Origin of the sequence: Pseudomonas sp. YH-1 (assembly GCF_051990045.1) — a bacterium.
GTDB lineage: Bacteria > Pseudomonadota > Gammaproteobacteria > Pseudomonadales > Pseudomonadaceae > Pseudomonas > Pseudomonas nicosulfuronedens.
This window is the reverse complement of sequence record NZ_CP178184.1, coordinates 1405778-1431039: the sequence shown is the minus strand read 5'-3', so window position 1 is coordinate 1431039 and position 25262 is coordinate 1405778. Positions and strand designations below refer to the sequence as shown.

The window sequence follows — 25262 nt, the reverse complement described above, 5'->3', positions numbered from 1 at the left end:
GGCGACGGGCGGCGGTACCGCCCTCTTCTAAGTTAGATCATGCAATTTAGATCAGGGCTTTGCCATGACGCACGAAATTCGGCTGAACGACGCGAACCGGGTACCACTTGCCACGGATTTCCACTTCGGCGCGATCGCCGGTGGCCGCCGGCACGCGGGCCAGGGCGATGGACTTGCCGAGCGTGGGGGAGAAGCTGCCGCTGGTGATCTCGCCTTCGCCGACACCGGCAACGCGGACCACCTGGTGGGCGCGCAGTACGCCGCGCTCTTCCAGCACCAGGCCGACCAGCTTGGGTGCATCACCGGCAGCCTTCTGCGCTTGCAGCGCCGCGCGACCGATGAAGTCGCGACCTTCGGGTTCCCAGGCGATGGTCCAGCCCATGTTGGCGGCCAGCGGGGTGACGTCTTCGTCCATGTCCTGGCCGTAGAGGTTCATCCCGGCTTCCAGGCGCAGGGTGTCGCGCGCACCCAGGCCCGCCGGGGCGATGCCGGCGCCGACCAGGTCATTGAGGAAACCTTGCGCCTCGACGGCCGGCAGCATGATTTCCAGGCCGTCCTCGCCGGTGTAGCCGGTGCGGGCGATGAACCAGTCACCGTCGGCCTTGCCCTGGAAAGGCTTGAGTTCGCGGATCAGCGCGGCGCGCGAGGGCGTGACCAGTTCGGCGGTCTTCTCGCGGGCGTTCGGGCCCTGCACGGCCAGCATCGCGAGATCCGCGCGCTCGGTCAGGGTGACGTCGAAGCCTTCGGTATGCGCCTGCATCCAGGCCATGTCCTTGTCGCGGGTGGAGGCGTTGACCACCACGCGATAACCGTACACGCCGAGGTAGACGATCAGGTCGTCGACCACCCCGCCGCGTTCGTTGAGCATGCCGCTGTAAAGCGCCTTGCCCGGAACCTGAAGTCGTTCGACGTCGTTGGCCAGGAGTCGCTGCAGGTATTCCTTGGCCTGCGGACCGGTGACGTCGACCACGGTCATGTGGGAAACGTCGAACACGCCGCAATCGCGACGTACCTGGTGGTGCTCTTCGACTTGCGAACCGTAGTGCAACGGCATGTCCCAACCGCCGAAATCGACGATCTTGGCGCCGAGGGCGACGTGCAAATCATAGAGCGGCGTGCGCTGTCCCATGGGTGTTCTCCTTCCGGGCGAGGCGGGTGCGGAGCGCGAGTACGGCCCGCACGAAACGCGCGCATTGTAGTCGCATGGCCGGACTCTGGACAGCTTGTCCGACGGCCGATTCTCAGGGCCGGGAAGAACCGCTCTGGCGTGCGGAGCGACGGATCAGGCCAATCACCGGGAACAGGCCCACCAGCACCAGCGTCAGCGCCGGCAGTGCGGCGCGCGCCCACTCGCCCTCGCTGGTCATCTCGAAGACGCGCACGGCCAGGGTGTCCCAGCCGAACGGGCGCATGAGCAAGGTCGCCGGCATCTCCTTGAGCACATCGACGAACACCAGCAGCGCGGCGCTCAGCGCACCCGGCAGCAGCAGCGGCAGGTAGACGCGGAAGAACAGGACGGCGCCGCCGACCCCCAGGCTGCGGGAGGCTTCCGGAAGCGACGGGCGAATCCGTGCCAGAGCACCTTCCAGCGGGTTGTAGGCCACCGCCATGAAGCGGATCAGGTAGGCCACCAGCAGCGCCCCGAGGCTGCCCAGCAGCAGTGGCTTGCCGGCGCCACCCAGGGCGCTGGAGAGAGGAATCACCGCGTGATTGTCCAGCCAGCTGAAGGCCAGCATGATCGCCACCGCCAGCACCGAGCCGGGCAGCGCATAGCCGAGATTGGCAATGCCCACCGCCGAGCGTACCGCCGGCGTCGGTGACACGCGTCGGGCAAAGGCCAGCAGCAGCGCCACGGCAACCGTCAGCACCGCCGCGAAGCCGCCCAGGTAGAGGCTGTGCAGGATCAGGCCCCAGTAGCGCTCGTCGAGATCGAAGCGTCCCTTCTGCCAGACCCAGACCAGCAGTTGCAGCACCGGGATGACAAAGGCACAGGCGAATACCAGCAGGCACCAGGCACTGGCGGCGAAGGCTTTCCAGCCATGCAGTCGGTACAGCGCCGCGCCACGCGGACGTTCATTGGGCACGCTGCTGCGGCCACGGCTATAGCGCTCGCCCAGCAGCACCAGCATCACGAACAGCAGCAGCAGGCTGGCCAGCTGGGTGGCGCTGGAGAGGCTGTAGAAGCCGTACCAGGTCTTGTAGACGGCGGTGGTGAAGGTATCGAAGTTGAACACCGAGACGGTGCCGAAATCCGCCAGGGTCTCCATGATTGCCAGCGCCAGCCCGGCGCCGATGGCCGGCCGCGCCATTGGCAGGGCGACACGCCAGAAGGCCGCCAGTGGCGACAGCCCGAGCACCCGCGCCGCCTCCATCAGTCCGCGCCCCTGGGCGAGGAACGCGGTACGCGCGAGCAGGTAGACGTAGGGATAGAAGACCAGCACCAGCACCGTGATGACCCCGCCGGTAGAGCGCACGCGGGGCAGCCGCAGGCCGCTGCCGAACCATTCGCGCAGCAGCGTCTGCACGGGGCCGGAGAAGTCCAGCAGGCCGACGAAGACGAACGCCAGCACATAGGCCGGCACCGCGAAGGGCAGCATCAGCGCCCAGTCCAGCCAACGCCGGCCGGGGAATTCGCAGAGGCTGGTGAGCCAGGCGAGGCTGACGCCCAGCACGGTCACGCCAACACCCACGCCAGCCACTAGCACCAGGGTATTTCCCAACAGCCGGGCCATCTGGGTTTCCCAAAGGTGCGACCAGATCTCGCGGTCGATCTCGGCCCAGCTCAGCAGCAGGACGCTGATGGGCAGCAGGACCAGCGCGGCGACAGCGAAAGTGATGGGGTACCAGCGGTTGGTGCGCATGCGTTGCGTTTTTCCAGGAAATCAGCAGGTGCTTGTGGGAAATATCGCCGAATAGATGACGGAAACTTCTCTCATTGAAATCGAATTCGCCTGATCCTCACGCAGCAGGGATAAAGCGCAAGGTAGAGCGGTCGAATCGGCCACTTTGCCATTTCAACCTGCCAAGGAAAAAGCCCATGTCCACTCCTCGCACCCTCTGCGGGCTGCTGCTCCTGACTCTGTGCGGCACCGTTCTGGCCGACGAGCCTACCCCCATGGAGTCCTGCCTGCAGTTGGCGATGACGCTGCTGGCGGAAAATCCCCAGTTGCAGGAGCGCTGGCAGCAGACGTGGGTGGAGCCATCGTCGATCCACGAGGAAGTCTATGACGGAGCAGTGGGAGGACAGCATGCCAGCAAGCGCCTGACCGCCCAGCTGCGCCGCGGCGACCAGTCCGACGGCCAGTTCATCTGCCTGCTGGCGGAGAACGGCAAGGCGCTCTCAGTCGACCACCTGGACGACGCCGACACCCCGTAAGGCGTGGGCACGCTCTTCAGTTCCAGCCGGCGCGGTCCATCAGCTTGATCGCCTCGGCCTGGCGCTTGCCGGCGATTTCAACCGGGATGCTGTCGGCCTTGAACTCACCCCAGGCCGCCACTTCCTGCGACGGCGCCACCTTCGGGTTGGCCGGGAACTCTTGGTTGATGCCGGCGAACAGCGACTGCGCGTCCGGCCCGGTCATCCACTCCACCAGCTTCTTCGCCGCTTCCGGGTGCGGCGCGTACTTGGTCAGGCCGATGCCCGACAGGTTGACGTGCACACCACGGTCGCCCTGGTTCGGCCAGAACAGCTTCACCGGCAGCTGCGGATTGTCCTTGTGCATGCGCCCGTAGTAGTAGGTGTTGACGATGCCGACGTCGCACTGGCCAGCGGCAATGGCCTGCAGCAGCGCGTTGTCGTCGGAGAACACGTCAGTCGCCAGGTTGTTCACCCAGCCCTTGAGGATTTCCTCGGTCTTCTCGGCGCCATGGGTCTCGATCAGGGTCGCGGTCAGCGACTGGTTGTAGACCTTCTTCGCGGTGCGCAGGCACAGGCGGCCTTCCCACTTCGCATCGGCCAGTTCTTCGTAGGTCGACAGTTCCTCGGGCTTCACCCGCTGGGTCGAATAGGCGATGGTCCGCGCGCGCAGCGACAGGCCGGTCCAGCTGTCAGTGCCGGAGCGGTACTGCGGCGGGATGTTGGCATCCAGGGTCGGCGAATCGAAGGGCTGCAGGATGCCCATCTTCTCGGCCTGCCAGAGGTTGCCGGCGTCAACGGTGAGCAGCAGGTCGGCCGGGGTGTTGGCGCCTTCGGCCTTGATCCGCGCCATCAGCGGCGCTTCCTTGTCGGTGATGAACTTGATCTTCACCCCGGTGGCCTGGGTGTAGGCGTCGAATACCGGCTTGATCAGCTCGTCGATGCGCGAGGAATAGACCACCACTTCGTCGGCGGCCTGGGCAGTGCTACCGAAGGCGGCCAGCAGGAGGGTGGCGAGAAGACCTTTGCGCACGAGCATGAGCGTGTCCTTTGCGAGGAAAATATCCCGCAAATGATAAGGAACCTCATTTGCTGCTGAGGCGCGCAGGTGTTTCGAGGTGTTTCGGCAGGGTGCGGTACGAGGCCGCAGCCCGCCCTTCTCAGACTCGCGCCAGGTTCGGCAGGTCGCCCGTCAGCCCCAGCGCCTGGCGCACGAACACGCCCTTGGCCTCATGGTGCTTGTCCACCAGCCGCAGCCCGGCGTTACGCAGCCAGCGCACTGCCAGCGGGTCGGCCTGGAACAGGCGCTGGAAGCCCTCCATCGCCGCCATCATCGCCAGGTTGTGCGGCATACGCCGACGTTCGAAGCGGCTCAGCACACGTTCCTCGGCAATGTTCTCGCCTCGGGCGTGGGCGTGCTCGATCACCTCGGCAAGCACCGCGGCATCCAGGAAGCCCAGGTTCACGCCTTGCCCGGCCAACGGATGGATGGTGTGCGCGGCGTCGCCAATCAGTACCAGACCCGGCTCCACATAGCGCTTGGCATGGCGCTGGCGCAACGGGATGCACAGGCGGCGGTCGGCGTGCTCGATGGCGCCCAGGCGATGCTCGAAGGCGAGGCCCAGAGCCTTGCGGAAGCCGTCGTCGTCCAGCGCCATGAGCTTTTCTGCCTGCTCGGGAGTAGTCGACCAGACAATCGAACACCAGTGCGCGTCGCCCTCCTTCGCCAGCGGCAGGAAGGCCAGCGGGCCGTCGTCAGTGAAGCGCTGCCAGGCAGTGGCCTGGTGCGGTTTTTCGCAGCGCACGCTGGTGACGATGGCGTGGTGCAGGTAATCCCACTCACGGGTGGCGCAGCCCGCCAGGCGGCGCACAGCGGAGTTGGCGCCGTCGGCGGCGACCACCAGCGGCGTGCGGATCTCGCGACCATCGGAGAGACTCAGCAGCCAGTCGTCGCCGGAATGGCGCAGTTGCTCCAGGCGCGCGTTGGGCAACAGGCCGAGGGCGGAGTCATGCAGGCGCTCCAGCAGGGCATCCTGCACCACGCGGTTCTCGACGATGTGGCCGAGCATCTCGGCATGCACGCTGGCGGCGCTGAAGTGGATCTGCCCGGTGCCCGAGCCGTCCCACACTTGCATCTCGCGGTAGGGCTCAGCGCGACGTGCGGCGATGCCGTCCCAGGCGTGCAGGCGCTGGAGGATGCGCCGACTGGCCTCGGACAGCGCACTGACGCGCGGTTCGAAAGGCGCTTCGCGGTCGAACGGTTTGACGCTCAGCGGCGAGCCGTCCAGCAGCAGGATATCCAGCCCGCTGCCCTCCAGGGCCAGGGCCAGCGCGCTGCCAACCATTCCCGCCCCGACGATAACCAGATCCGCGTGCATGTGCGTTCCTTCTTCAGCGGCCCGCGCAGCCTGGGCGCGGGCATCGAAATTCAAGCGGCCTGCCGCGCGCGCGGCTTGAGCCGGACGTACAGGGTCTTCTGCACCCGCGCCACCAGGGTGCCTTCGCCATCACGCACTTCGGCGTGCAGGCGCGGCAGGTACTTCGCACCGTTGGCAGTGTGCTCGCGGATGTCATCCAGCAGTTGCTGGTCAATGCGAAAATCGGCGTACACCGGCCCTTTGCCGGGGCTGACGAATTCGATGTTGGCGGCCTTGTCCCAGACGATGTACTCGCGCCCCAGGTTCTCCATCAGCATCAGCATGAAGAAGGGGTCGGTCATGCTGTACAGGCTGCCGCCGAACTGGGTGCCGACGTAGTTGCGGTTGAACAGGTTCAGGCCCATCTTCACGCGGACTTCGCGAAAGTCCGCGCTGATGTGGCGCACCCGCACCCCGGCGCCGAGGTAGGGCGGGTAGAGGTTCAGACCGAAACGCAGCAGACGGGCGCGGCGGGAGCTCTTGCGTGGTTCCATCGACTCAGACCGGTCGGGCGCCCAGGCCCATGGCCTGGCGGGCGAACCAGCGCTTGGCCGGCGGCAACAGATCGAGGCCGAGCAGGCCGATGTTGCGGCCGGTCGCCAGCAACGGCTGGGCATTGGAGAACAGGCGGGTAACGCGATCGGAGAAACCGACGGTCATCTGCTGGTCCAGGCGCTGGCCGTCCAGGTAGCGCTGCAACACGGCGAAATCGCCCGGCGCGGCCTCTTCCTGCAACAGGCGATCACCCAGGGCCTTGGCATCGCGCAGCGACAGGTTGAAGCCCTGCCCCGCAATCGGATGCAGGCTGTGGGCAGCGTTGCCCAGCACGACCAGGTGCGGGCGAACCTGCTCGTCGGCCTCGGTCAGACTCAGCGGGTAGCCGTAGCGCACGCCGACCTGGCACAAAGTGCCCAGGCGGTAGCCGAAGGCCTCCTGCAACTCGGCGAGGAAGGTCGCGTCAGGCAACTCGCGCAGGCGCTCGGCATCACGGCCGTTGCGGGTCCAGACCAGCGCGCAGCGGTTTTCCGGCAGCGGCAGCAGGGCCAGCGGGCCGTTCTCGGTGAAGCGTTCGAAGGCCTGTCCGCGATGCGCTTCGGACGGGCTGATGTTGGCGATCAGCGCGGTCTGCCCGTAGGACGAGGAGCGCACGTTGATGCCCAGCTGCTCGCGCAGGCCGGAGCGGCCGCCGTCGGCCAGCACGGCAAGGTCGCAGTCCAGCTGCGAGTCGTCGTCCAGGGTCAGGCGATAGCCGTCGCCCAGCGCGTCCATCCGGCGCACTTCGGCCGGGCAGCGCCAGCTCACCACGTCCAGGTCGAGCGCATGCCACAGGCACTGGCCAAGCCAGGCGTTCTCCACCACATAGCCGAGGGCGGGAACGCCCTCTTCCACTGCCGTCAGGCGTGCAGCGCCGAAGCGACCGCGGTCGGAAACGTGGATCTGGGTGATGGGCTCGGCGCGCTGGGAAATCTGCTGCCAGAGTCCCAGGCGTTCGTAGATCTGCCGGCTGCCGAAGGACAGCGCCGAGGAGCGCGCGTCATAGCTGGGCTGGTAGGCATCGCCGGGGGCGAAGGGCTCGATCAGCACGATCTGCCAGCCGCGCTCGCGGGCACCGGCCTGGAGAATCAGCGCAAGGCTCGCGCCGACGAGTCCGCCACCGATGATGGCCAGTTGCGTACGTTGCATGTCAGGCGGCCTGGGCCTTGGCCTCGGCCATCAGCGCTTCGATCTCGGCGACGGTCTTCGGCACACCGTTGGTCAGCACCTCGCAACCGGTCTTGGTCACCACGACATCGTCCTCGATGCGTACGCCAATGCCGCGCCACTTCTTCGGCACATCGGTGTTGTCCGGGGAGATGTAGATGCCCGGCTCGACGGTCATCGCCATGCCCGGCTCGAGCACGCGCCACTCGCCGCCCACGCGGTACTCGCCGACATCGTGCACGTCCATGCCCAGCCAGTGGCCGGCACGGTGCATGTAGAAGGCCTTGTAGGCTTCGCGCTCGATCAGCTCGTCGACGTCGCCCTTGAGCAGGCCCAGCTCCACCAGACCGGCGGTGATGACCCGCACGGTGGCCTCGTGGGCTTCGTTCCAGTGGCGGCCCGGAGCGATGTAGTCGAAGGCCGCCATGTTGGCGTCCAGCACCAGCTGGTAGATGGCCTTCTGCTCGGGGCTGAAGGTGCCGCTGGCAGGGAAGGTACGGGTGATGTCGCTGGCGTAGCAGTCGATCTCGCAGCCGGCGTCGATCAGGATCAGGTCGCCGTCCTTGATCGGCGCGTCGTTCTCCCGGTAGTGCAGGATGCAGGCATTGCGGCCAGTGGCAACGATAGAGCCATAGGCCGGCATCTTCGCCCCGCCCAGGCGGAAGGCGTATTCCAGTTCGGCTTCCAGGTGGAACTCGTAGAGGCCCGGACGGCAAGCCTGCATGGCGCGGATGTGCGCGCCGGCGGAAACTTCCGCGGCGTAGCGCATCACCTTCACCTCGCCGGCGCTCTTGTACAGGCGCTGGTCATGCAGCAGGTGGTCAAGGGCCACGAACTCGTTCGGCGGCTGCGCTCCCTGACGCGCCTTGGAACGGATCACATTGATCCAGTCCATCAGACGACGGTCGAATTCCTGATTCGATCCGAGTGCGTAGTACACGCGGTCGCGGCCTTCGATCAACCCCGGCAGGATGTCGTCGATATCGCCGATGGGGAAGGCGTCGTCGGCGCCGAAGGTGCCGATGGCACCGTCCTGGCCGGCGCGCAGGCCGTCCCAGAGCTCACGCTCCGGATCGCGCTCTCGGCAGAACAGCACGTACTCACCGTGCTCGCGGCCGGGGATCAGCGCCATCACCGCTTCCGGCTCGGGGAAGCCGGTGAGGTACTGGAAGTCGCTGTCCTGGCGATAGACGTGCTCGACGTCGCGGTTGCGGATGTACATCGGCGCCGCCGGGAGAATGGCGATGCTGTTGGGTTCCATCTGCGCCATCAGCGCCTTGCGACGACGGGCGTATTCCGACTTGGCGATACGGATCATGCGCGACCTCAATGCAGGGAGGGTTTCTCGGCCGGTGCCGGCACCTTGCCGAACTCGGAGAACAGCAGCAGCGGGGCGACGCGCAGGTATTCCTGCACTTCCATGTAGTCGGCCTCGCCGTCTTCGGATTCTTCCAGCTGGCCACCGACCTGGGCGATGGCGGCGATGTCCTGCAGCACTTCGTCGGCTTCGTCCGACAGGCTGGGGGAACGCAGCGCCAGGCCGAAGCCGGCGAGGAAACCCTGGCACCATTGCCCCAGGGCGGTGGCGCGCTCCAGCAGCGGCTCATCGTCGTTGGGCAGCATCAGCACCACGGCCATCTCGCCCTGGCTGAAGTCCTGCTGGACCATGCCCAGCAGGCCACTCAGTGCCGCACCCAGGCGCTCGCCCGGCTCGCCACCGAGCAGTTCACCGGCGGCCTGCAGCCATTCGCCCTGGTCGAAGCCGGAACCGGCGCAGACGCGGCCGAGCAGATGGCCGTGCAGTTCGGCGGGGGAAATGGGCAGGGCAGCCTCGGAGAGCAGGGCGGCGAAAGCGGTGTAGGCGGAGCTGGAAGTGGACATGATCGAACCCGGGTGACGGCTAGGCGCCATCAGGCGCCACGCATAGAATATGGTCCGTTATCCTAGCACCGGCGCACACCGCAAGACCATGTGACGACGCGTCGGGCAGCCGTGCGTTGACCCACCCCCACGGCAGTCCTATATAGTTCTCGATTACTTAAGCAACTCCCAAGCGAGAGCCCATGGAAGACGCCGACCTGCACGCGCTGATCGCAAAGTTCGACCTCCTGCTCCAGCGCCTGGAGCAGCTCAAGGCCGAGAACCGGCTGCTGCGGGCGAACGAGAAAAGCTGGCGGGAAGAACGCGCCCATCTGATCGAGAAGAACGATTTGGCTCGGCAGAAGGTCGAAGCGATGATTTTGCGTCTTAAAGCCCTGGAGCAGGACTCATGAGCCAGTCGAACACCCTGAACGTCCAAATCCTCGACAAGGAGTACTGCATCGCCTGCCCTCCGGACGAGCGCGTCAACCTGGAAAGCGCCGCGCGCTACCTGGACAGCAAGATGCGCGAGATCCGTTCCAGCGGCAAAGTGATCGGTGCCGACCGCGTCGCGGTGATGGCCGCCCTGAACATCACCCACGACCTGTTGCACAAGCAGGAGCGTGTGGAGCACGACAGCAGCTCCACCCGCGAACGCGTGCGCGAACTGCTCGAGCGTGTGGATCGCGCCCTGACAACCGACACCCTTACCACCGATAAGGAACAGGGTGAAGTCTGACCAGGGAAATTTCCTTGGGGTATAATCGCCTCGCTCCCTGGTGTGTTTGCCAGTCGGTGATGTCCCTGAGCCGATAATTGCAACAACGGGGGTTGCCAGTTGGGCTGGTGTGCATGTCCGCACGACGGAAAGCCTTAAAGCCTACTGCAACCACCACCTTGAACTCTCGGGTTCAAGGGCTAACCCGACAGCGGCATGTCCGGGGAGCTTTACCCTTTCATGATCCACTCCGATGGCCTTTCCCGCCCTGCCCTGCGCCGCCAGTTGCGCCAGGCCAGACGCGCACTCACTCCCCTTCAGCAACGCCTCGCCGCCCAGGCCCTGTATCGCCAGCTCGCGCAGCATCCGCTGTTCCGCCGGGCGAAGCACATCGCCCTGTATCTGCCGGCTGACGGCGAAATCGACCCGCGCCCGTTGATGAAGGCTGCGCAGAAGCGCGGCAAGGCGACTTACCTGCCGGTGCTCTCGGACTGGCCGCGCACGCACATGACCTTCCAGCAGGTGGGCATCGGCGAGCGCTGGGTACGCAATCGCTTCAACATCGCCGAACCGCAGGCCGACCGCCGGTGCCAGCGCCCGCCCTGGGCGCTGGACCTGCTGCTGTTGCCGCTGGTCGGTTTTGATCCACAAGGCGGCCGCCTGGGGATGGGCAAGGGGTTCTACGACCGGACCCTGGCCTACCTGGGCATGCGCAAAAATTGGCAGAAACCGACACTATTGGGCCTGGCGCACGAGTGCCAGAAGGTCGACAAGCTGGAGCTGGCGAGCTGGGATGTGCCGCTGACGGGCATTGTGACGGACGGCGGCTGGTATGGCCGTCTCGCGACGGAATCGCGTTCCTTGCGATAACCGTGGCGATGGCAGCGCTGATGCCAGATGGCTGGATCAGGGCTGCTGGGTGACCTGCACCGGGGCGTTGCCCTGGCGTTGTTCCCACAGGCTCTGGGTGTAACCGGTAGTGACGACACCCAGACCGAAAAGTATTACCAACACCCACAAAAGATCAGGCTTGCGTTTCATCGATTGCCTCCCCCTTCCAGGCAAACTGTCAACGATGGCCGGCGGTGGTTTTTTTATCCGTCCGGCGGGCCAAGCTAAAAACGGCGGCATTCTCCGACAATGAAAAGCTTCTCGCAATTCTGACGCCAACCGATCGTCGGAGGAGCAGCCGTCCCCAAAACGTCCGGCACTTTCAGGCAATGTTCATGCCGGTATTCCTACATCTTCTTCCTACAATTTGTTTCCGGCGAGCCGGCAGCTTGTCGCAGGGAAACACCTACCCTTAATCAAAAAAAGATCCCGAACCGCCACGCACAAGGAGACCCTCGCGGATGGCACGCGCTTACTGGCTGATGAAATCCGAGCCCGACGAACTCTCGATCCACGACCTGCAGCGTCTGAAGACCGCGCGCTGGGACGGCGTGCGCAATTACCAGGCACGCAACTTCATGCGCAGCATGCAACCGGGCGACCTGTTCTTCTTCTATCACTCCAGCTGCCCCGAGCCGGGCATCGCCGGCATCGCGCAGATCGACGGCGAGCCCTACCCCGACCCGACCGCGCTCGACCCGAAAAGCCACTACCACGACCCCAAGGCCAGCGATGAGAAGAACCCCTGGACGGCCCGTGACGTGAGCTTCGTCGAAGCCTTCCGCTCGGTGTTGCCACTGGGCACTCTCAAGGCGCAGGCCGGGCTGGAAGAGCTGCCCCTGGTGCAGAAGGGCAGTCGCCTGTCGGTCATGCCGGTCACCGCTGAACAATGGGCGATCGTCGTCGGCCTGGCGCACAAGTAGAGGCACTGTGCTATTAGGTTACTGAAGCCCCCGGAATTCGCCGCATGCACCGCCTTCAGTCCTCATTAGCTACCTACCTTGGGCTTGGCGGTCTGCTCTGCGTGCTCCTGCTCGCCAGCGCCTGGCTGGGTGGGGAGCTGGCAAGCAGCGAACGGCAGCGCGTGCAGGAACGACTGACCTACCAGGGTCGCAGCCTGGCGCACCAGCTGGAAGCCAACCTCCACGAGCAGGTCCAGGGTCTGGACCTGCTCGCCCAGCTGTGGACCCACCATGGCCGCATGCCCCGCGCCGAATGGGAGCTGGACGCGCGCTTCTACGTGCGCAGCTTCCCTGGCTACCAGTCAATCCAGTGGTCCGGCCCGGACTTGCGCATCCGCTGGCTGGAGCCGCTGCAAGGCAACGAGGCAGCACTCAATTTCCAGCTTTCTGCGCAGCACCCCAACTACGCCACGGCGATGTCCGCCCGCGACAGCGGCAAGCCCCGCCTTAGTGACAGCGTAGAGCTGGTGCAGGGTGGACGCGGCTTCGTGCTCTACACGCCGGTGTATATCCGCGATGCGGACAATCAGCTGCGCTTCGACGGCTTCATGCAGGGCGTTTTCCGCGTCGGCCCGCTGATGGACAACCTGCTCAAACAGGCCGACAACCACCTGTTCAGCGTGCGCCTGCTGGAGCACGGCAGGCCGATCTACGTGCGCGAGCAGCCCGCCGGCGATGCCGAGCAGACCCTGCGGGTGCCGCTGCGCCTGCTGAACAATCGCAGCTTCGAACTGGAGCTCAGCCCCACCTCGGCGCTGGTGCAATCACTGTCCACGCCGTTGCCGATGGTGGTTCTCGGCTCAGGGGTAGCCATCAGCCTGCTGCTGGTGGCGGCGCTGTTCCTCGCCCGGGAGAACGCCCGCCGCGCCACGGCGCTGAGCGCCAGCAACGAGTTGCTCAGCCAGGAAGCGGAGCAACGCCAGTCGGTGGAAGCACACCTGCGTGATAGTCGCGAGCGCCTGCAACTGGCGCTGGATCTCACCGACTCCAGCCGCGATGCACTGTTCATCTTCGACCTGCAACAGCGCGAGCTGCTGCACATGAACCGCGCCACCTACAACGGCCTGGGCTACAGCGCCGAGGAATTCCGCCACCTGCTGCGCGACGACCCGGAACGGCTGATCCCCGGCTTCCACGCCTGGATCCAGCTGGTGCAGCAGGCGCACCGGCTGAACCTGTCGATGATCTTCCAGCGCGAGATGCAGCGTCGCGATGGCAGCCTGCAACCGGCGGAGATCAACACCCAGCTGATCCACCAGGGCGACCGCGAGTACCTGATCGCCGTGGCCCGCGACAACAGCGAACGCCTGCAACTCGAAGCCCAGTTGCACAAGCTCTCGCAGCAGGACGGCCTGACCGGCCTGTTCAACCGCCGCTACTTCGACCGCCAGCTGCAGAGCGAATGGCGCCGCCTGCGCCGGGCCGATGCGCCGCTGGCGGTACTGATGCTCGATGTCGACCACTTCAAGCGCTTCAACGACTGCCTCGGCCACTTGGCCGGCGACGACGCGCTGAGGCGCCTCGCCAGTTGCCTGCAGGAATGCCTGCAACGCGAAGGTGATGTGGCGTGCCGCTATGGCGGCGAAGAGTTCGTCATCATCCTCACCGACACCGGGCTGGAAGGCGCCAGCCATGTGGCTGCACGCGTCCACCAGCGCGTGGCCGAGATGGGCATCACGCACCCAGCCGCTGAGCTGGGACGATTGACGGTGAGTATCGGCCTGGCCATCGCCACGCCGGGGCAGGACGCCGAACCGGACCAGTTGATCGCCCAGGCCGATCAGGCGCTGTACGCGGCCAAGCACAAGGGGCGCAACCAGACCTGCGTGTGGCCGGCGGAGTGACGGGCTTTTGTAGGAGCGAGCTTGCTCGCGAACCCGCTAGACGCCGGAGTCATCAGTAAACCCGTTCGCGAGCAAGGACTAGGCGTCCCCCTCGGTCCTACGAAGAGCGTTCTTACGCCATCTGCCCGATGGTCCGGCGGAAGCGCCACAAGGCGCCGGCGAAGAACGCCGCGCCAATCCCGACGATCGCCAGCAACTGCGGCCAGACGATGGACAGGTCCGCACCGCGATAGAGGATCGCCTGGGCCAGGCTGACGAAGTGCGTGGTCGGCGCCGCGAGCATGATGTTCTGCACCAGCTCCGGCATGCTCTCGCGTGGCGTGGTGCCGCCGGAGAGAATCTGCAGCGGCATCAGGGTGAGGATCACCAGCAGCCCCAGCTGCGGCATCGAGCGCGCCACGGTGCCGAGGAAGATGCCCATGGAAGTGGTGGCGAACAGGTGCAGCGCCGCGCCCAGCAGGAACAACCCCACCGAACCGCTGATCGGCACATCCAGCCAGCCGCGCACCACCAGCTGCAACGAGATGGCTGCCGCCACCAGCACCACGGTACCCATCGACCAGACCTTGGCCATCATGATCTCGAAGGCGGTCAGCGGCATCACCAGCAAGTGCTCCACCGTGCCGTGCTCGCGCTCGCGGATCAGCGCGGCGCCGGTGAGAATGATCGACAGCATGGTGATCTGGTTGATCACCTCCATCACCGCGCCGAACCAGGCCTGGGTCAGGTTCGGGTTGAACTCCATGCGCACCGCCAGCTCCGCCGGCATCGCCGCTTCGGCGCGGTAGCGGCTGACGAACTCGCGCACTTCGGTGCCGACGATGTTCTGGATGTAGCCGGCGCCGGAGAAAGCCTGGCCGGTCTGCGTCGCATCGACGTTGACCTGGATCGCCGGCTGCCGTCCGGCCAGCACGTCGCGCTGGAAGTCCGGCGGGATGTCCAGGGTAAAGGTGTACAGGCCGACGTCCATGCCACGGTCCATCTCGGCATGGCCGATCATCTGCGGAACACGGAAATAGGGTGGCTGGAAGGCGTTGATGATCCGCGTGGAGAGCTGTGACTGGTCCTCGTCGACAATGGCGATAGGCGCGTGGTGCAGGGTTTCCGGTACCCCGGTGGCCGAGCTGTAGACCCCCAGGGTGAAGGCCCAGGCGATCAGGATCAGCATCGCGTAATCACGACCCAGGCTGCGGAATTCCTTGATGCCGAGGTTGAAGATGTTCGCCAGCTTTTTCATGGCTCAGTCCTCCTGCTTCTTCAGGCAGGCCACGCTGAGCAGCGTCAGCACCACGATCATCGCCAGCAGCGGCAGGTAGTAGCTCCACAGGTCGGGGAAACCCAGCGCCTTGGAGAAGGCACCGCGGCTGATGATGAGGAAATGCGAGGTCGGGTAGAGCTTGCCGATGAAAGCCGCCGCCCCTTCCAGCGACGACACCGGGTGGATCAGCCCGGAGAACTGGATGGCCGGGATCATGGTGGCGATGGCGGTGCCAAACACGGCAGCGATCTGGCTCTTCATGAAGGTCGAGAGCAGCAGGCCGAGCCCGGTGCTGGTCACCACGTAGAGGAAGGCACCGACCAGCAGCGCGAGGAAGCTGCCCTTGAGCGGCACCTGGAACAGCAGCACGGCCATGGCCAGCATCAGTACGAAGTTGACCATGCCCATGCCGATGTAGGGCAACTGCTTGCCGAGCAGGAACTCCAGGCGTGTGACGGGCGTGACGTAGAGGTTGGTGATCGAACCCAGCTCCTTCTCGCGCACCACGCCCAGGGCGGTGAGCATCGCCGGGATCATGATCAACAGCAGCGGAATCACCGCCGGCACCATGGCTTTCAGGCTCTCCACGTCCGGGTTGTAGCGGTAGCGCACCTCGGTGCTGGCCGCCGCACTGGCAGCGGCGCTGCCGCTCTGCCGGGCGAGATCGGCCAGGTAGCTGGAGTGCAGGCCCTGCACGTAGCCGAGCACGGTATTGGCGCGGGTCGGCATGGCGCCGTCGATCCACACGCCGATGGCGGGATCAGCGCCGCGCTTGAGGTCGCGGCCGAAGTTCGGCGGGATCTCCACCGCCAGGCTGATGTCGCCACTGCGCAGGCGCCGCTCCAGGTCGTCGGGGTCCTGGATCACCGGCTTTTCGATGAAGTAGCGCGAGCCGGCGATGTTCAGCGCATAGGACTGGCTGGTGGTGGTCTGGTCGCGGTCGAGTACCGCGTAGGTGAGGTCTTCGACGTCCATGTTGATGCCGTAGCCGATGATGAACATCAGCAGCGCGGTGCCCACCAGAGCCAGGGTCAGGCGGATCGGGTCGCGGCGCAGCTCCATGGCCTCGCGGCGCGCGTAGCTGAACAGGCGCAGCCAGCTGAAGCGGTCACTGCCCTTGTACCGGGTCGCTTCGGCTGGCGCCTGCGTTGCGGGCGCGCTGTCGGGCACTGGCGCGCTTCCGGCGGCCTCTTCCAGGTAGGCGATGAAGGTGGCCTCCAGGGTCGGCAAGCCACGCTTGTCGATCAGGCCCTGCGGGGTGTCGCTGTCGAGCACCTTGCCGGCGTGCATCAGCGAGATACGGTCGCAGCGCTCGGCCTCGTTCATGAAATGGGTGGAGATGAAGATGGTCACGCCGTCGTTGCGCGACAGCTCCACCATCAGCTCCCAGAAACCGTCGCGGGCCACCGGGTCAACGCCCGAGGTGGGCTCGTCGAGGATCAGGATTTCCGGTTTGTGAATCACCGCCACGGCCAGCGACAGACGCTGGCGGATGCCCAGCGGCAGGCTGTCGGGCAGTTCGTCGCGGACCTTGCCGAGGTCGAAACGCTTGAGCATTTCCTCCACGCGCGGGGCAATCTGCTCGGCCGGCAGGTGGAAGAGTTTCGCGTGCAGCTCCAGGTTCTGCAGCACCGTCAGCTCGGCGTACAGCGAGAAAGCCTGGGACATGTAACCCACGCGCCGGCGCGTCTCCATGTCGTTGGCATTCACCGGCTGGCCGAACAGTGCGCAAGTGCCTTCGCTGGCCGGCAGCAGGCCGGTGAGCATCTTCATGGTGGTGGACTTGCCACAGCCGTTGGAACCGAGGAAACCGAAGATTTCCCCGCGCTCGATGCGGAAGCTGACGTGGTCGACCGCGACGAAATCACCGAAACGGCAGGTCAGCCCCTCGGCCTCGATGGCGATCTGCGGCGCGCCGTCATGCTGCGGACGGGGTGGAATGACCAGCTTGTGGTGCCCGGCGCGCTTGGCCTCGGGCAGCAGCGCGATGAAAGCCTCTTCGAGGTTCGGCGTCGCCGTCTGTTCGCGCAACTCGGCCGGCGTGCCAGTGGCGAGCACCTTGCCCTCGTCCATCGCCACCAGCCAGTCGAAACGCTCGGCCTCTTCCATGTAGGCCGTGGCCACCAGCACGCTCATGCCCTCGCGGCCGGCGCGGATGCGTCCGATCAGCTCCCAGAACTGGTTGCGCGAGAGCGGATCGACGCCGGTGGTGGGCTCGTCGAGGATCAGCAGGTCAGGATCATGGATCAGCGCGCAGCACAGTCCGAGCTTCTGCTTCATGCCACCGGAAAGCTTGCCCGCCGGGCGCTCGGCGAAGGGCGCCAACCCTGTGCTGTGCAGCAGGTCGGCGATGCGCCGCTCGCGCTCGGCCTTGTCGTGGCCAAACAGGCGGCCGAAGAAATCGACGTTCTCGAACACCGAGAGCGTCGGGTAGAGGTTCTTGCCCAGCCCCTGGGGCATGTAGGCGATACGCGGGCACACAGCGCGGCGGTGGCGCACGTCGCGCATGTCGCCGCCCAGCACCTGGATTTCACCCTCCTGCATCTTCCGCGCGCCGGCCAGCAGCGCCAGCAGGCTGGACTTGCCAACGCCGTCCGGACCGATCAGGCCGACCATGCGGTTGGCCGGGATCTCCAGGCTGACGTCGTCCACTGCGCGGGGCTCGCCGTAGCGCAGCGAGACGCCAGCCAGACGGGCCACGCAGTCGGCGGCGTTCATTGCGGGACCTTGATCTGCAGGTCAGCCGGCCATTCCACCTGCGGGTCGAGGCGCATATAGGCCATGCCCGGCACGCCGGTCTTCACGTAGGTGATGTATTTCTCCAGCAGGCCCGGATCGAGGCGCGCCTTGACGCGGAACATCAGCTTCTCGCGCTCGTTGGCAGTCTCCACAGTCTTGGGCGTGAACTGCGCGACACTGGCGACGTAGGACACCTTGGCCGGGATCACATACTCGGGCACGGCATCGATCACCAGGTGCACTTCCTGGCCCAGTTCGACCTTGCCGGCCTGGCCCGAGGGCAGGAAGAAGGTCATGTAGACGTCGGCCAGGTCGACCATGTTGAGCAGCTTGCCGCCGGCGGAAAGCACTTCGCCCGGCTGCGCCACGCGGTACTGCACGCGACCGTTGCGCGGGGCCTTGAGGTCGCTGTCGTCGATGTCTGCCTGCAGGCGCACGGTGCTGGCGGTGGCCGCCTCGATGGCCGACTGCGCCTCGATCACCTGGGAGCTGGCGGCAGCGATGCTGGCCTGCGCCGAGATGACCTGCGAGCGCGACGCAGCCAGTGCTGCCTGGGCGCTCTGCAGCGCGGCGCGGTCGTCGTCGAGCTGTTGCTGTGGCAAGGCGTTGCGCTTCACCAGTTGTTCGGTACGGGTGAAGCGTTTCTGGGCGGCGGTCAACTCGGCCTGACGCTGGGCGACCATGGCCTCGGCGGTGGCCTTCTCGCTATGGCGCTGGGCAACCAGCGACTCGGCAGTCAGCTTGGCATTCTGCGCCCGCCGCACTTCGGCCTCGGCCTGTGCCAGCTGAGCCTTGAGCACCTGGGTATCCATCCGCGCGACGACCTGGCCGGCAGTGACGAAGTCGCCCTCGTCCACCAGGATTTCCGCCACGCGGCCCGCCAGTTTGGTGGCGACGTCGACCTCGGTGGCCTCGATGCGCCCGTTGCCACTGGCGAAGCCTTCGCCCATGCCGGTCGGCTTGAACGTCTGCCAGGCCAGCGCGGCGAGCACGGCCGCGACGACCACGAAGAGTCCGCGGGTGCGCCAGCTTTTTGCGTTTCCTGTCATCCGAATATCCTCTTGTCCAGGCGCTCGAATTCGAGCGAATCATGAGGGGATATTCGGCGACCGGCAGCGAATGGGGTTTGATTCAGGTCAGGCGTGCGCAGGAAATTTCCTACGCGCCTTGCGAGACGGGACTTTCAGCCCGGCATTGCGGCGAGTGGCCGCAGCCGGGAAAGAGGAGCGACTGCCGTGCGCAGATGAGTCGCGCTCATGCAGCCGACGCCGGATGGGCTCAGGGCTGGACGATCAGGTTGTTGAACAGCAGGTCGTCCACCAGCGGTTTGCCCTCTTCCTGCTGGAGGGCCGTCTGCACCTGCTTGAGGGCTTCCTGGCGCAGCTTCTCCTTGCCGTCGACGCTGCCGAGGGAGTCGTCGGTCTGCTGGGCGAAGAGCATCACCAGTTGGTTGCGAATCAGCGGTTCGTGGTGCTCGACCTTCTCGGAGGCCTCCTTGCCAGTAACCTTCAGGGCGATGTCTGCCTTGAAGTACTTCAGGCGCGGGCCGCTGCCGTAGTTGCCCACCAGCGCGGGAGTAAGGTCGACGAATACAGGCTTGTTGGCGTCTTCCGGCTTGGCTTCTTCGGATTCGGAAGCCATGACGAAGGTACTGAAGGAAAAGGCCAGCAACAGGGCAAGGAAAGCTCTCAAGGCGATGTCTCCGAATTCGATGGGCAAAGGATAGCCACACTCGCGCCGCCGCCCAAGCTATATCGGGGCATAAGCCCAGGCCATGGTGATTTGCCCTCCCGCCTCACGCTCCTACACTGCGCCGATACCCAGAGAGGAGTACTCCCCATGAAAGCCGTGCTGTGCAAAGCCTTCGGCCCCGCCGAAACCCTGGTGCTGGAAGAGGTCGCCAGCCCCGAGCCGAAGAAGAACGAAGTCCTGCTGCAGGTACATGCCGCCGGGGTGAACTTCCCCGACACCCTGATCATCGAGGGCAAGTACCAGTTCAAGCCGCCCTTCCCGTTCTCTCCGGGTGGCGAGGCCGCCGGCGTGGTCGGCGCCGTGGGTGAAAAAGTCAGTCACGTGAAACCCGGTGACCGCGTGATGGCGCTGACCGGCTGGGGCAGCTTCGCCGAGGAAGTGGCGGTGCCCGGCTACAGCGTGATGCCGATCCCCGATGGCATGGACTTCGCCAGCGCCGCCGCCTTCGGCATGACCTACGGCACCTCGATGCACGCGCTCAAGCAGCGCGCCAACCTGCAGCCGGGCGAGACCCTGCTGGTGCTCGGCGCCTCCGGCGGCGTGGGCCTGGCCGCCGTCGAAATCGGCAAGGCCATGGGGGCGAAGGTCATCGCCGCCGCCAGCAGCGAAGCCAAGCTGGAGGTGGCCAAGGCCGCCGGCGCCGACGTGCTGATCAACTACAGCGAAGGCAGCCTGAAGGACAAGCTCAAGGAAATCACCGGCGGCCAGGGCGTGGATGTGATCTACGATCCGGTAGGTGGTGATCTTTTCGAGGAAGCCTTCCGCTCCATCGCCTGGAACGGCCGCATGCTGGTGGTCGGCTTCGCCAGCGGCACCATCCCGTCGCTGCCGGCCAACCTCACCCTGCTCAAGGGCGCCTCGCTGGTCGGCGTGTTCTGGGGCTCCTTCGCCCAGCGCCAGCCGCAGGACAACGCGGCGAACTTCCAGCAGCTGTTCGCCTGGTTCGCCGAGGGCAAGATCAAGCCGCTGGTGTCGCAGACCTATCCGCTGGAGCAGGCCGCCGACGCGATCAATCACCTGGGCCAGCGCAAGGCGGTGGGCAAGGTGGTGGTGACGGTTCGTTGACGAGTTCGTGAGCGCGGATTTCATCCGCGTTTCGCGGAGAAGCTCCGCTCCTACGAATGAAAAAGCCCCGCATCAGCGGGGCTTTTTCATTTCGTCGTTCCTACAGGGGAATCTGGCGCTGAGCGATTCGCGAGCAAGCTCGCTCCTACGAAAAGCGCTCGGGAGCCGGCCCATACCTGTAGGAGCGAGCTTGCTCGCGAACAGCGCCAGGCCGGGCTCAGGAATACAGCGCCTTGAACTGCTCGCGCAGCACGTTCTTCTGCACCTTGCCCATCACGTTGCGCGGCAGCGCGTCGACCACCATCACGCGCTTGGGCTGCTTGAAACGCGCCAGCTTGCCGTCCAGTGCGGCAAGCACCTGCGCCTCGGTCGGAGCCTGATCCTTGCCGGCCACCAGCACGGCAGTGACGCCCTCGCCGAAGTCCGGATGCGGCACGCCGATCACCGCCGACTCGACCACGCCCGGCAGGGTGTCGAGGATCTCCTCCAGCTCCTTGGGGTACACGTTGAAGCCGCCACTGATGATCATGTCCTTGTTGCGGCCGACGATCTGCACATAGCCACGGTCGTCGACGAAGCCGATGTCGCCGGTCATGAAGTAGCCGTCCGCGCGCAGTTCCTCGGCGGTCTTTTCCGGCATCCGCCAGTAACCCTGGAACACGTTCGGCCCGCGCACTTCGATCATCCCCGGCTCGCCCTGCGGCAGCAGCGTCGGCTCGGCCTGGGCCGGGTCGGTGATGCGCAGCTCGACGCCCGGCAGCGGGAAGCCGACGGTGCCGGCGATACGTTCGCCGTCCAGCGGGTTGGAGGTGTTCATGCCGGTCTCGGTCATTCCGTAGCGCTCGAGGATGGCCATGCCGGTGCGCTCGGAGAACGCCTTGTGGGTCTCGGCGGTGAGCGGCGCGGAGCCGGAGATGAACAGGCGCATGTGCGCTACCGCCTCACGGCTCAGGCCGGGTTGATCGAGCAGGCGGGTGTAGAAGGTCGGCACGCCCATCAGCAGGTTCACCTGGGGCAGCAGGCGGAGCATCTGCGCAACGTCGAACTTGCTCAGGAAGAGCATCGAGCCGCCCGCCATCAGCAGGCTGTTGCAAGCCACGAACAGACCATGGATGTGGAAGATCGGCAGCGCGTGAAGCAACCAGTCCTCGCTGGTGATCTGCCAGGCGCCCACCAGCGCGCGGGCGTTGGACACCAGGTTGCCGTGGCTGATCATCGCGCCCTTGGAGCGCCCGGTGGTGCCGGAGGTGTAGAGGATCGCGGCGAGATCGGAAGCGGCACGCTCGACATCGGCGAAGCGCCCCGGCTTGCCGTGCACCCGATCCATCAGCGAACCGTCACCGGCGTCGCCCAGGGTCTCCACGTGGGCCACGCCGCTGACTTTCGCCAGCTCACGGGCCTGGGCCTCGAAGGCCGGGGCGCAGACAAACAGCGAAGGCTCGGCGTCGTCGAGGAAGTAGCGCAGCTCGTCACCGGTGTAGCCACTGTTGAGCGGCAGATAGACCGCGCCGGCGCGCAGCACGGCGAGGTAGAGCATGACCGTCTCGGGGCTTTTGTCGACCTGCACGGCAACCCGGTCGCCCGGCTGCACGCCGAGTTCCACCAGGGCATGGGCAAATTGCGAGGTGCTGCGCAGCATGTCGGCGTAGCTGTAGCCACCCCCCAGGGGCGTGCGGATGAAAGGCTTGGACAGGTCGCTGGGCAGGTGTTTGCCGACTTCGGCGAAAAGGCTCTGGTTCATGGTGAGGTCCTAGCGTTTTGTTTTCGCCGTCAGGGTGGCCAACTTGCGCACCTCGGGTGAGGCCGCGACCGCGCCCTGGTTGGCGTAGGCTTCGTGGTTCTTTTCGATCTGGCGCAGTTCGTAGCGGTAGTTGACCATCAGCCCGGCGGCCTGGCGCAGGCCGCTGGCGGACAGGTCGCCGCGCCAGTTCAGGCGCTCCAGGCGGGCACCGTTGCCGAGGTGGAAGCGCGCCACCGGGTCAAGCGGCAGGCCGGCGCCGTTCTTGGCGTGCAGGAAATACTCGGCGGCCAGCGCCAGCATGGGTTCTTCAGTGCGCGGCGGTGGCGGCGCGTCGGGCTTGAGCGCCTTGAGCAGGTCGGCAGCCGCCGCGCCCAGTTGCGGGTCGTCGCCCAGGCCGTTGAGCCAGCGGCGGAAGCCGGGTACCGGCGACAGGGTGACGTACTGGCGCAGGCTCGGAATCTCCCGCGCCAACTCCTCCACCACCTGCTTGATCAGGAAGTTGCCGAAGGAGATGCCGCGCAGGCCGTCCTGGCAGTTGCTGATGGAGTAGAACACGGCGGTGTCGGGCTCATCCGCCGACGGATCAGCGGGCTTGGCATCCAGGATGTCAGCAATCGCACCGGGCATCGCACGGGTCAGCGCCACTTCGACGAAGATCAGCGGCTCGTCGGCCAGGGCCGGGTGGAAGAAGGCGAAGCAGCGACGGTCGGCCGGTTGCAGGCGGCTGCGCAGGTCGTCCCAGTCCTTGATGGCATGGACGGCCTCGTACTTGATGATCTTTTCCAGGATCGATGCCGGTGTCGACCAGTCGATGCGTCGCAGCACCAGGAAACCACGGTTGAACCAGGACGCCAGCAGGTGCTGCAGGTCATGGTCCACCGCCGCCAGCTCGGGCCGGCCCTTGAGCTCACCGAGCAATCGGCGGCGCATGGCGATCAGCTCGGCGGTGCCGCCCGGCGCCTGGTTGAGGCGGCGGAACAGCTCCTGCCGTGGCGGCTCGCAGGCCTCGAACAGCTTCGTGGTGTTGGCCGACGAGGGATCGTCCAGATAGCGCTGGCAGGCTTCGGCCAGCGCCTCTTGAGGCGGTGCGAAATCCTTGAGCAGTGTGTCGAAGAAGGCCTTCTGCTGCTCCTCCGGGCAGTCGCGGTAGGTGCACAGCACCTGCCGCGCCAGCGCCACGCCGGACGCCTCGCCGTGGCCGGAAATCAGTTTGCGGCAGGCCTGCGCCAGCGCCCGGGCATTGGCCGGCGCCGGCTCGCGCGACTCGAGCAATTGCCGGCCGCGCTCGCTGATGCTCTGCAGCAGTTCCTGGAAGAAGCTGATATTCATGCGTCCCCCTCGCTTGTGGATAAATCAGTCGCCCTTGAGCATGGGCGGCGGGCAGCGCTGGTACCAGCGCGAAGCCTGCTCATAGGCGTGGGCCAGTTGCAGCACAGCCATGTCGGCCTGGTGCCTGCCGATGATCTGCAGGCCCATGGGCAGGCCCTGCTCATTGAAGCCCACCGGTACGTTGGCCGCCGGGCAACCGGACAGGGTGGCCGGGATCACCACCTCCATCCAGCGGTGGTAGGTGTCCATGGCCTTGCCGGCGATATCTTTCGGCCAGTCCCAGGCCTTGTCGAACGGGAACACCTGGGCACTGGGCAACAACAGGTAGTCATAGCGTTCGAACAGCTTGCTGATCGCGCGGTACCAGTCGCTGCGCGCGGCGGAAGCGCGGAACACGTCCATGGCGGAGAGCTTCAGGCCGTTCTCCACTTCCCAGATAGCCTCGGGCTTGAGCAATTCGCGCTTGGCCTGGTCGGTATAGGCGGCGCCCAGAGAGCCGGCAACCATCCAGTGACGCAGGGTGCGCCAGGTGTCCCAGAGACGCTCAGCGGAGAAGCCCAGGGCCGTGTCTTCGACCTGGCAGCCGATGGCCTCGAAGTCGGCAAAGGACTGGCGACAAAGCTCCAGCACGCCCTTCTCCATCGCCAGGTGACCACCCAGGTCGCCCAGCCAGCCCAGCCGTGCGCCCTTGAAGTCACGCTCCAGCTTGCCGGCAAACTGCTCGCCGCTCTCGGCGATGGACAGCGGCGCACGGGCATCGCCGCCGGCCTGTACCGACAGCAACAAAGCCACGTCGCGCACGCTGCGGCCCATCGGGCCTTCGTAGCCGAGCTGGTCGATGAACAGGTCGGCGCTGTCGTCGAAGGGCACGCGGCCCTGGGACGGACGGAAGCCGATGATGTTGTTGAAGGCCGCCGGATTGCGCAGCGAGCCCATCATGTCGCTGCCGTCGGCCACCGGAACCATTTGCAGCGCCAGGGCCGCCGCCGCACCACCGCTGCTGCCACCAGCGGTGCGTTCGGGCGCATAGGCGCAGCCGGTGGCACCGAAGATCGGGTTGTAGCTGTGGGAGCCGAGGCCGAATTCGGGAGTGTTGGTCTTGCCGATGATGATCGCGCCAGCCGCCTTGATGCGCTCGACCATGATGCCGTCGCGCTCGGGCAGGTAGTCGCGGAACAGCGGCGAACCGAGGGTGGTGCGGATGCCCTGAGTCAGCGACAGGTCCTTCACCGCGTGAGGCAGGCCGTGCATCCAGCCACGGTATTCGCCACGCGCCAGTTCGGCATCGCGCTGGTCGGCTTCGGCCAGCAGAAGGTCGTCGGGTTGCTGGCTGACGATGGCATTGACCGCCGGGTTGAAGCGCTCGATCTGCTCAAGGTGCGCCTGCATCACCTCGCGGCAGGACACCTGGCGCAGGCGGATGCGTTGGGCCAGTTCGTGGGCCTGGAGCTGGACGAGTTCGTTGTGCTTATTCTGGCTCATGGAGCGCGGCCTTCTTTCATCAGTCGCTTCCGGCAGGCGGGAAGCATAAGTCGGGTTCAGCGACCCCGCCGTCGGGCGGGGCTTGTTGCGTTCTTCAGGCCGAACGCTGCCGCCACGCCCATGAAGGTGGACGCGAGCAGCGTCGGTC

At 66.0% G+C, this 25262-nt stretch carries 23 protein-coding genes and 1 other RNA gene; 8 read left to right on the top strand and 16 right to left on the bottom strand.

Annotated features, from left to right (window positions below; genetic code table 11):
• Positions 1–46: 46 nt before the first annotated feature.
• Entirely contained in the window at positions 47–1129 is a 1083-nt protein-coding gene (gene gcvT, locus ACKI1H_RS06580) for a glycine cleavage system aminomethyltransferase GcvT (RefSeq protein ID WP_017521398.1), read from the bottom strand.
• A gap of 112 nt (positions 1130–1241) precedes the next feature.
• On the bottom strand, positions 1242–2861 hold the full coding sequence (locus ACKI1H_RS06575; protein WP_440467955.1) for an ABC transporter permease: 1620 nt from the start codon (positions 2859–2861) through the stop codon (positions 1242–1244).
• Between the two features lie 176 nt (positions 2862–3037).
• Between ACKI1H_RS06575 and ACKI1H_RS06570 the strand changes: the two genes are divergently transcribed.
• Positions 3038–3376 (top strand): hypothetical protein, encoded by a 339-nt coding sequence (locus tag ACKI1H_RS06570; protein WP_440467954.1) that lies wholly within the window; start codon positions 3038–3040, stop codon positions 3374–3376.
• A gap of 16 nt (positions 3377–3392) precedes the next feature.
• Here the strand turns inward: ACKI1H_RS06570 and ACKI1H_RS06565 are convergent, their stop codons facing one another.
• From ACKI1H_RS06565 to ACKI1H_RS06540, 6 genes are all read right to left on the bottom strand, one after another.
• Entirely contained in the window at positions 3393–4394 is a 1002-nt protein-coding gene (locus ACKI1H_RS06565) for a Fe(3+) ABC transporter substrate-binding protein (RefSeq protein ID WP_138519755.1), read from the bottom strand.
• 121 nt (positions 4395–4515) lie between these two features.
• Positions 4516–5733: a 2-octaprenyl-3-methyl-6-methoxy-1,4-benzoquinol hydroxylase gene (locus ACKI1H_RS06560; RefSeq protein WP_138519756.1), complete on the bottom strand. Its 1218-nt coding sequence runs from the start codon at positions 5731–5733 to the stop codon at positions 4516–4518.
• Between the two features lie 50 nt (positions 5734–5783).
• A complete protein-coding gene (locus tag ACKI1H_RS06555) occupies positions 5784–6266 on the bottom strand; it encodes a DUF4442 domain-containing protein (RefSeq protein ID WP_440467953.1) in 483 nt (160 codons plus the stop codon).
• 4 nt (positions 6267–6270) lie between these two features.
• Positions 6271–7455 carry a 2-octaprenyl-6-methoxyphenyl hydroxylase gene (ubiH, locus tag ACKI1H_RS06550; protein ID WP_440467952.1) on the bottom strand — a complete coding sequence of 395 codons (1185 nt, stop codon included), beginning with the start codon at positions 7453–7455 and terminating at the stop codon, positions 6271–6273.
• 1 nt (position 7456) lies between these two features.
• A complete protein-coding gene (pepP, locus tag ACKI1H_RS06545) occupies positions 7457–8791 on the bottom strand; it encodes a Xaa-Pro aminopeptidase (RefSeq protein ID WP_440467951.1) in 1335 nt (444 codons plus the stop codon).
• Between the two features lie 8 nt (positions 8792–8799).
• A complete protein-coding gene (locus ACKI1H_RS06540) occupies positions 8800–9354 on the bottom strand; it encodes a UPF0149 family protein (protein ID WP_138519760.1) in 555 nt (184 codons plus the stop codon).
• Positions 9355–9536: 182 nt separating this feature from the next.
• Here ACKI1H_RS06540 and ACKI1H_RS06535 point away from each other — a divergent pair, with 182 nt between their 5' ends.
• The 4 genes from ACKI1H_RS06535 (at position 9537) to ACKI1H_RS06520 (ending at position 10921) form a co-directional block, all read left to right on the top strand.
• On the top strand, positions 9537–9746 hold the full coding sequence (locus tag ACKI1H_RS06535; protein ID WP_017521390.1) for a TIGR02449 family protein: 210 nt from the start codon (positions 9537–9539) through the stop codon (positions 9744–9746).
• Complete coding sequence (locus ACKI1H_RS06530) at positions 9743–10072, top strand: cell division protein ZapA (RefSeq protein WP_138519761.1); 330 nt, start codon at positions 9743–9745, stop codon at positions 10070–10072. The genes ACKI1H_RS06535 and ACKI1H_RS06530 overlap by 4 nt, the downstream gene beginning before the upstream one ends.
• Before the next feature lie 31 nt (positions 10073–10103).
• A non-coding RNA gene (gene ssrS / locus ACKI1H_RS06525) (6S RNA) lies at positions 10104–10282 on the top strand.
• A gap of 9 nt (positions 10283–10291) precedes the next feature.
• Complete coding sequence (locus ACKI1H_RS06520; protein ID WP_440467950.1) at positions 10292–10921, top strand: 5-formyltetrahydrofolate cyclo-ligase; 630 nt, start codon at positions 10292–10294, stop codon at positions 10919–10921.
• A 36-nt stretch (positions 10922–10957) separates the two neighbouring features.
• Here ACKI1H_RS06520 and ACKI1H_RS06515 read toward each other — a convergent pair whose 3' ends face one another.
• Positions 10958–11092 (bottom strand): hypothetical protein, encoded by a 135-nt coding sequence (locus ACKI1H_RS06515; protein ID WP_128082560.1) that lies wholly within the window; start codon positions 11090–11092, stop codon positions 10958–10960.
• 311 nt (positions 11093–11403) lie between these two features.
• On the opposite strand from ACKI1H_RS06515, the gene ACKI1H_RS06510 reads away from it, so the two are divergent.
• A complete protein-coding gene (locus ACKI1H_RS06510; RefSeq protein WP_138519763.1) occupies positions 11404–11865 on the top strand; it encodes an EVE domain-containing protein in 462 nt (153 codons plus the stop codon).
• A gap of 44 nt (positions 11866–11909) precedes the next feature.
• The gene (locus ACKI1H_RS06505; protein ID WP_440467949.1) at positions 11910–13748 is read left to right on the top strand and encodes a sensor domain-containing diguanylate cyclase; all 1839 of its coding nucleotides are present in this window, start codon (positions 11910–11912) and stop codon (positions 13746–13748) included.
• 112 nt (positions 13749–13860) lie between these two features.
• Here ACKI1H_RS06505 and ACKI1H_RS06500 read toward each other — a convergent pair whose 3' ends face one another.
• The 4 genes from ACKI1H_RS06500 to ACKI1H_RS06485 all read right to left on the bottom strand — a co-directional run bounded on the left by ACKI1H_RS06500 (position 13861) and on the right by ACKI1H_RS06485 (position 19437).
• On the bottom strand, positions 13861–14985 hold the full coding sequence (locus tag ACKI1H_RS06500) for an ABC transporter permease (RefSeq protein WP_440467948.1): 1125 nt from the start codon (positions 14983–14985) through the stop codon (positions 13861–13863).
• A gap of 3 nt (positions 14986–14988) precedes the next feature.
• Entirely contained in the window at positions 14989–17724 is a 2736-nt protein-coding gene (rbbA, locus tag ACKI1H_RS06495; RefSeq protein WP_440467947.1) for a ribosome-associated ATPase/putative transporter RbbA, read from the bottom strand.
• Complete coding sequence (locus tag ACKI1H_RS06490; RefSeq protein WP_440467946.1) at positions 17721–18794, bottom strand: HlyD family secretion protein; 1074 nt, start codon at positions 18792–18794, stop codon at positions 17721–17723. Before ACKI1H_RS06490 ends, rbbA begins: the two co-directional genes overlap by 4 nt.
• A 229-nt stretch (positions 18795–19023) precedes the next feature.
• Positions 19024–19437, bottom strand: a complete 414-nt coding sequence (locus ACKI1H_RS06485; RefSeq protein ID WP_138519768.1) for a flagellar basal body-associated protein FliL — start codon at positions 19435–19437, stop codon at positions 19024–19026.
• A 147-nt stretch (positions 19438–19584) separates the two neighbouring features.
• On the opposite strand from ACKI1H_RS06485, the gene ACKI1H_RS06480 reads away from it, so the two are divergent.
• Entirely contained in the window at positions 19585–20562 is a 978-nt protein-coding gene (locus ACKI1H_RS06480; RefSeq protein ID WP_440467945.1) for an NADPH:quinone oxidoreductase family protein, read from the top strand.
• Between the two features lie 217 nt (positions 20563–20779).
• Here ACKI1H_RS06480 and ACKI1H_RS06475 read toward each other — a convergent pair whose 3' ends face one another.
• The 3 genes from ACKI1H_RS06475 to ACKI1H_RS06465 are packed head-to-tail and all read right to left on the bottom strand — an operon-like array spanning position 20780 to position 25114.
• Positions 20780–22303, bottom strand: coding sequence for a malonate--CoA ligase (locus tag ACKI1H_RS06475; RefSeq protein ID WP_138519770.1), 1524 nt, complete (start codon positions 22301–22303; stop codon positions 20780–20782).
• 9 nt (positions 22304–22312) lie between these two features.
• The gene (locus ACKI1H_RS06470) at positions 22313–23632 is read right to left on the bottom strand and encodes a malonyl-CoA decarboxylase (RefSeq protein WP_440467944.1); all 1320 of its coding nucleotides are present in this window, start codon (positions 23630–23632) and stop codon (positions 22313–22315) included.
• Between the two features lie 24 nt (positions 23633–23656).
• Positions 23657–25114: an amidase gene (locus tag ACKI1H_RS06465; protein ID WP_440467943.1), complete on the bottom strand. Its 1458-nt coding sequence runs from the start codon at positions 25112–25114 to the stop codon at positions 23657–23659.
• Positions 25115–25262 lie beyond the last annotated feature (148 nt).

Coding starts and splice junctions, on each gene's coding strand:
- gcvT (WP_017521398.1), bottom strand. CDS start 1,129: ATGGGACAGCGCACGCCGCTCTATGATTTGCACGTCGCCCTCGGCGCC.
- ACKI1H_RS06575 (WP_440467955.1), bottom strand. CDS start 2,861: ATGCGCACCAACCGCTGGTACCCCATCACTTTCGCTGTCGCCGCGCTG.
- ACKI1H_RS06570 (WP_440467954.1), top strand. CDS start 3,038: ATGTCCACTCCTCGCACCCTCTGCGGGCTGCTGCTCCTGACTCTGTGC.
- ACKI1H_RS06565 (WP_138519755.1), bottom strand. CDS start 4,394: ATGCTCGTGCGCAAAGGTCTTCTCGCCACCCTCCTGCTGGCCGCCTTC.
- ACKI1H_RS06560 (WP_138519756.1), bottom strand. CDS start 5,733: ATGCACGCGGATCTGGTTATCGTCGGGGCGGGAATGGTTGGCAGCGCG.
- ACKI1H_RS06555 (WP_440467953.1), bottom strand. CDS start 6,266: ATGGAACCACGCAAGAGCTCCCGCCGCGCCCGTCTGCTGCGTTTCGGT.
- ubiH (WP_440467952.1), bottom strand. CDS start 7,455: ATGCAACGTACGCAACTGGCCATCATCGGTGGCGGACTCGTCGGCGCG.
- pepP (WP_440467951.1), bottom strand. CDS start 8,791: ATGATCCGTATCGCCAAGTCGGAATACGCCCGTCGTCGCAAGGCGCTG.
- ACKI1H_RS06540 (WP_138519760.1), bottom strand. CDS start 9,354: ATGTCCACTTCCAGCTCCGCCTACACCGCTTTCGCCGCCCTGCTCTCC.
- ACKI1H_RS06535 (WP_017521390.1), top strand. CDS start 9,537: ATGGAAGACGCCGACCTGCACGCGCTGATCGCAAAGTTCGACCTCCTG.
- ACKI1H_RS06530 (WP_138519761.1), top strand. CDS start 9,743: ATGAGCCAGTCGAACACCCTGAACGTCCAAATCCTCGACAAGGAGTAC.
- ACKI1H_RS06520 (WP_440467950.1), top strand. CDS start 10,292: ATGATCCACTCCGATGGCCTTTCCCGCCCTGCCCTGCGCCGCCAGTTG.
- ACKI1H_RS06515 (WP_128082560.1), bottom strand. CDS start 11,092: ATGAAACGCAAGCCTGATCTTTTGTGGGTGTTGGTAATACTTTTCGGT.
- ACKI1H_RS06510 (WP_138519763.1), top strand. CDS start 11,404: ATGGCACGCGCTTACTGGCTGATGAAATCCGAGCCCGACGAACTCTCG.
- ACKI1H_RS06505 (WP_440467949.1), top strand. CDS start 11,910: ATGCACCGCCTTCAGTCCTCATTAGCTACCTACCTTGGGCTTGGCGGT.
- ACKI1H_RS06500 (WP_440467948.1), bottom strand. CDS start 14,985: ATGAAAAAGCTGGCGAACATCTTCAACCTCGGCATCAAGGAATTCCGC.
- rbbA (WP_440467947.1), bottom strand. CDS start 17,724: ATGAACGCCGCCGACTGCGTGGCCCGTCTGGCTGGCGTCTCGCTGCGC.
- ACKI1H_RS06490 (WP_440467946.1), bottom strand. CDS start 18,794: ATGACAGGAAACGCAAAAAGCTGGCGCACCCGCGGACTCTTCGTGGTC.
- ACKI1H_RS06480 (WP_440467945.1), top strand. CDS start 19,585: ATGAAAGCCGTGCTGTGCAAAGCCTTCGGCCCCGCCGAAACCCTGGTG.
- ACKI1H_RS06475 (WP_138519770.1), bottom strand. CDS start 22,303: ATGAACCAGAGCCTTTTCGCCGAAGTCGGCAAACACCTGCCCAGCGAC.
- ACKI1H_RS06470 (WP_440467944.1), bottom strand. CDS start 23,632: ATGAATATCAGCTTCTTCCAGGAACTGCTGCAGAGCATCAGCGAGCGC.
- ACKI1H_RS06465 (WP_440467943.1), bottom strand. CDS start 25,114: ATGAGCCAGAATAAGCACAACGAACTCGTCCAGCTCCAGGCCCACGAA.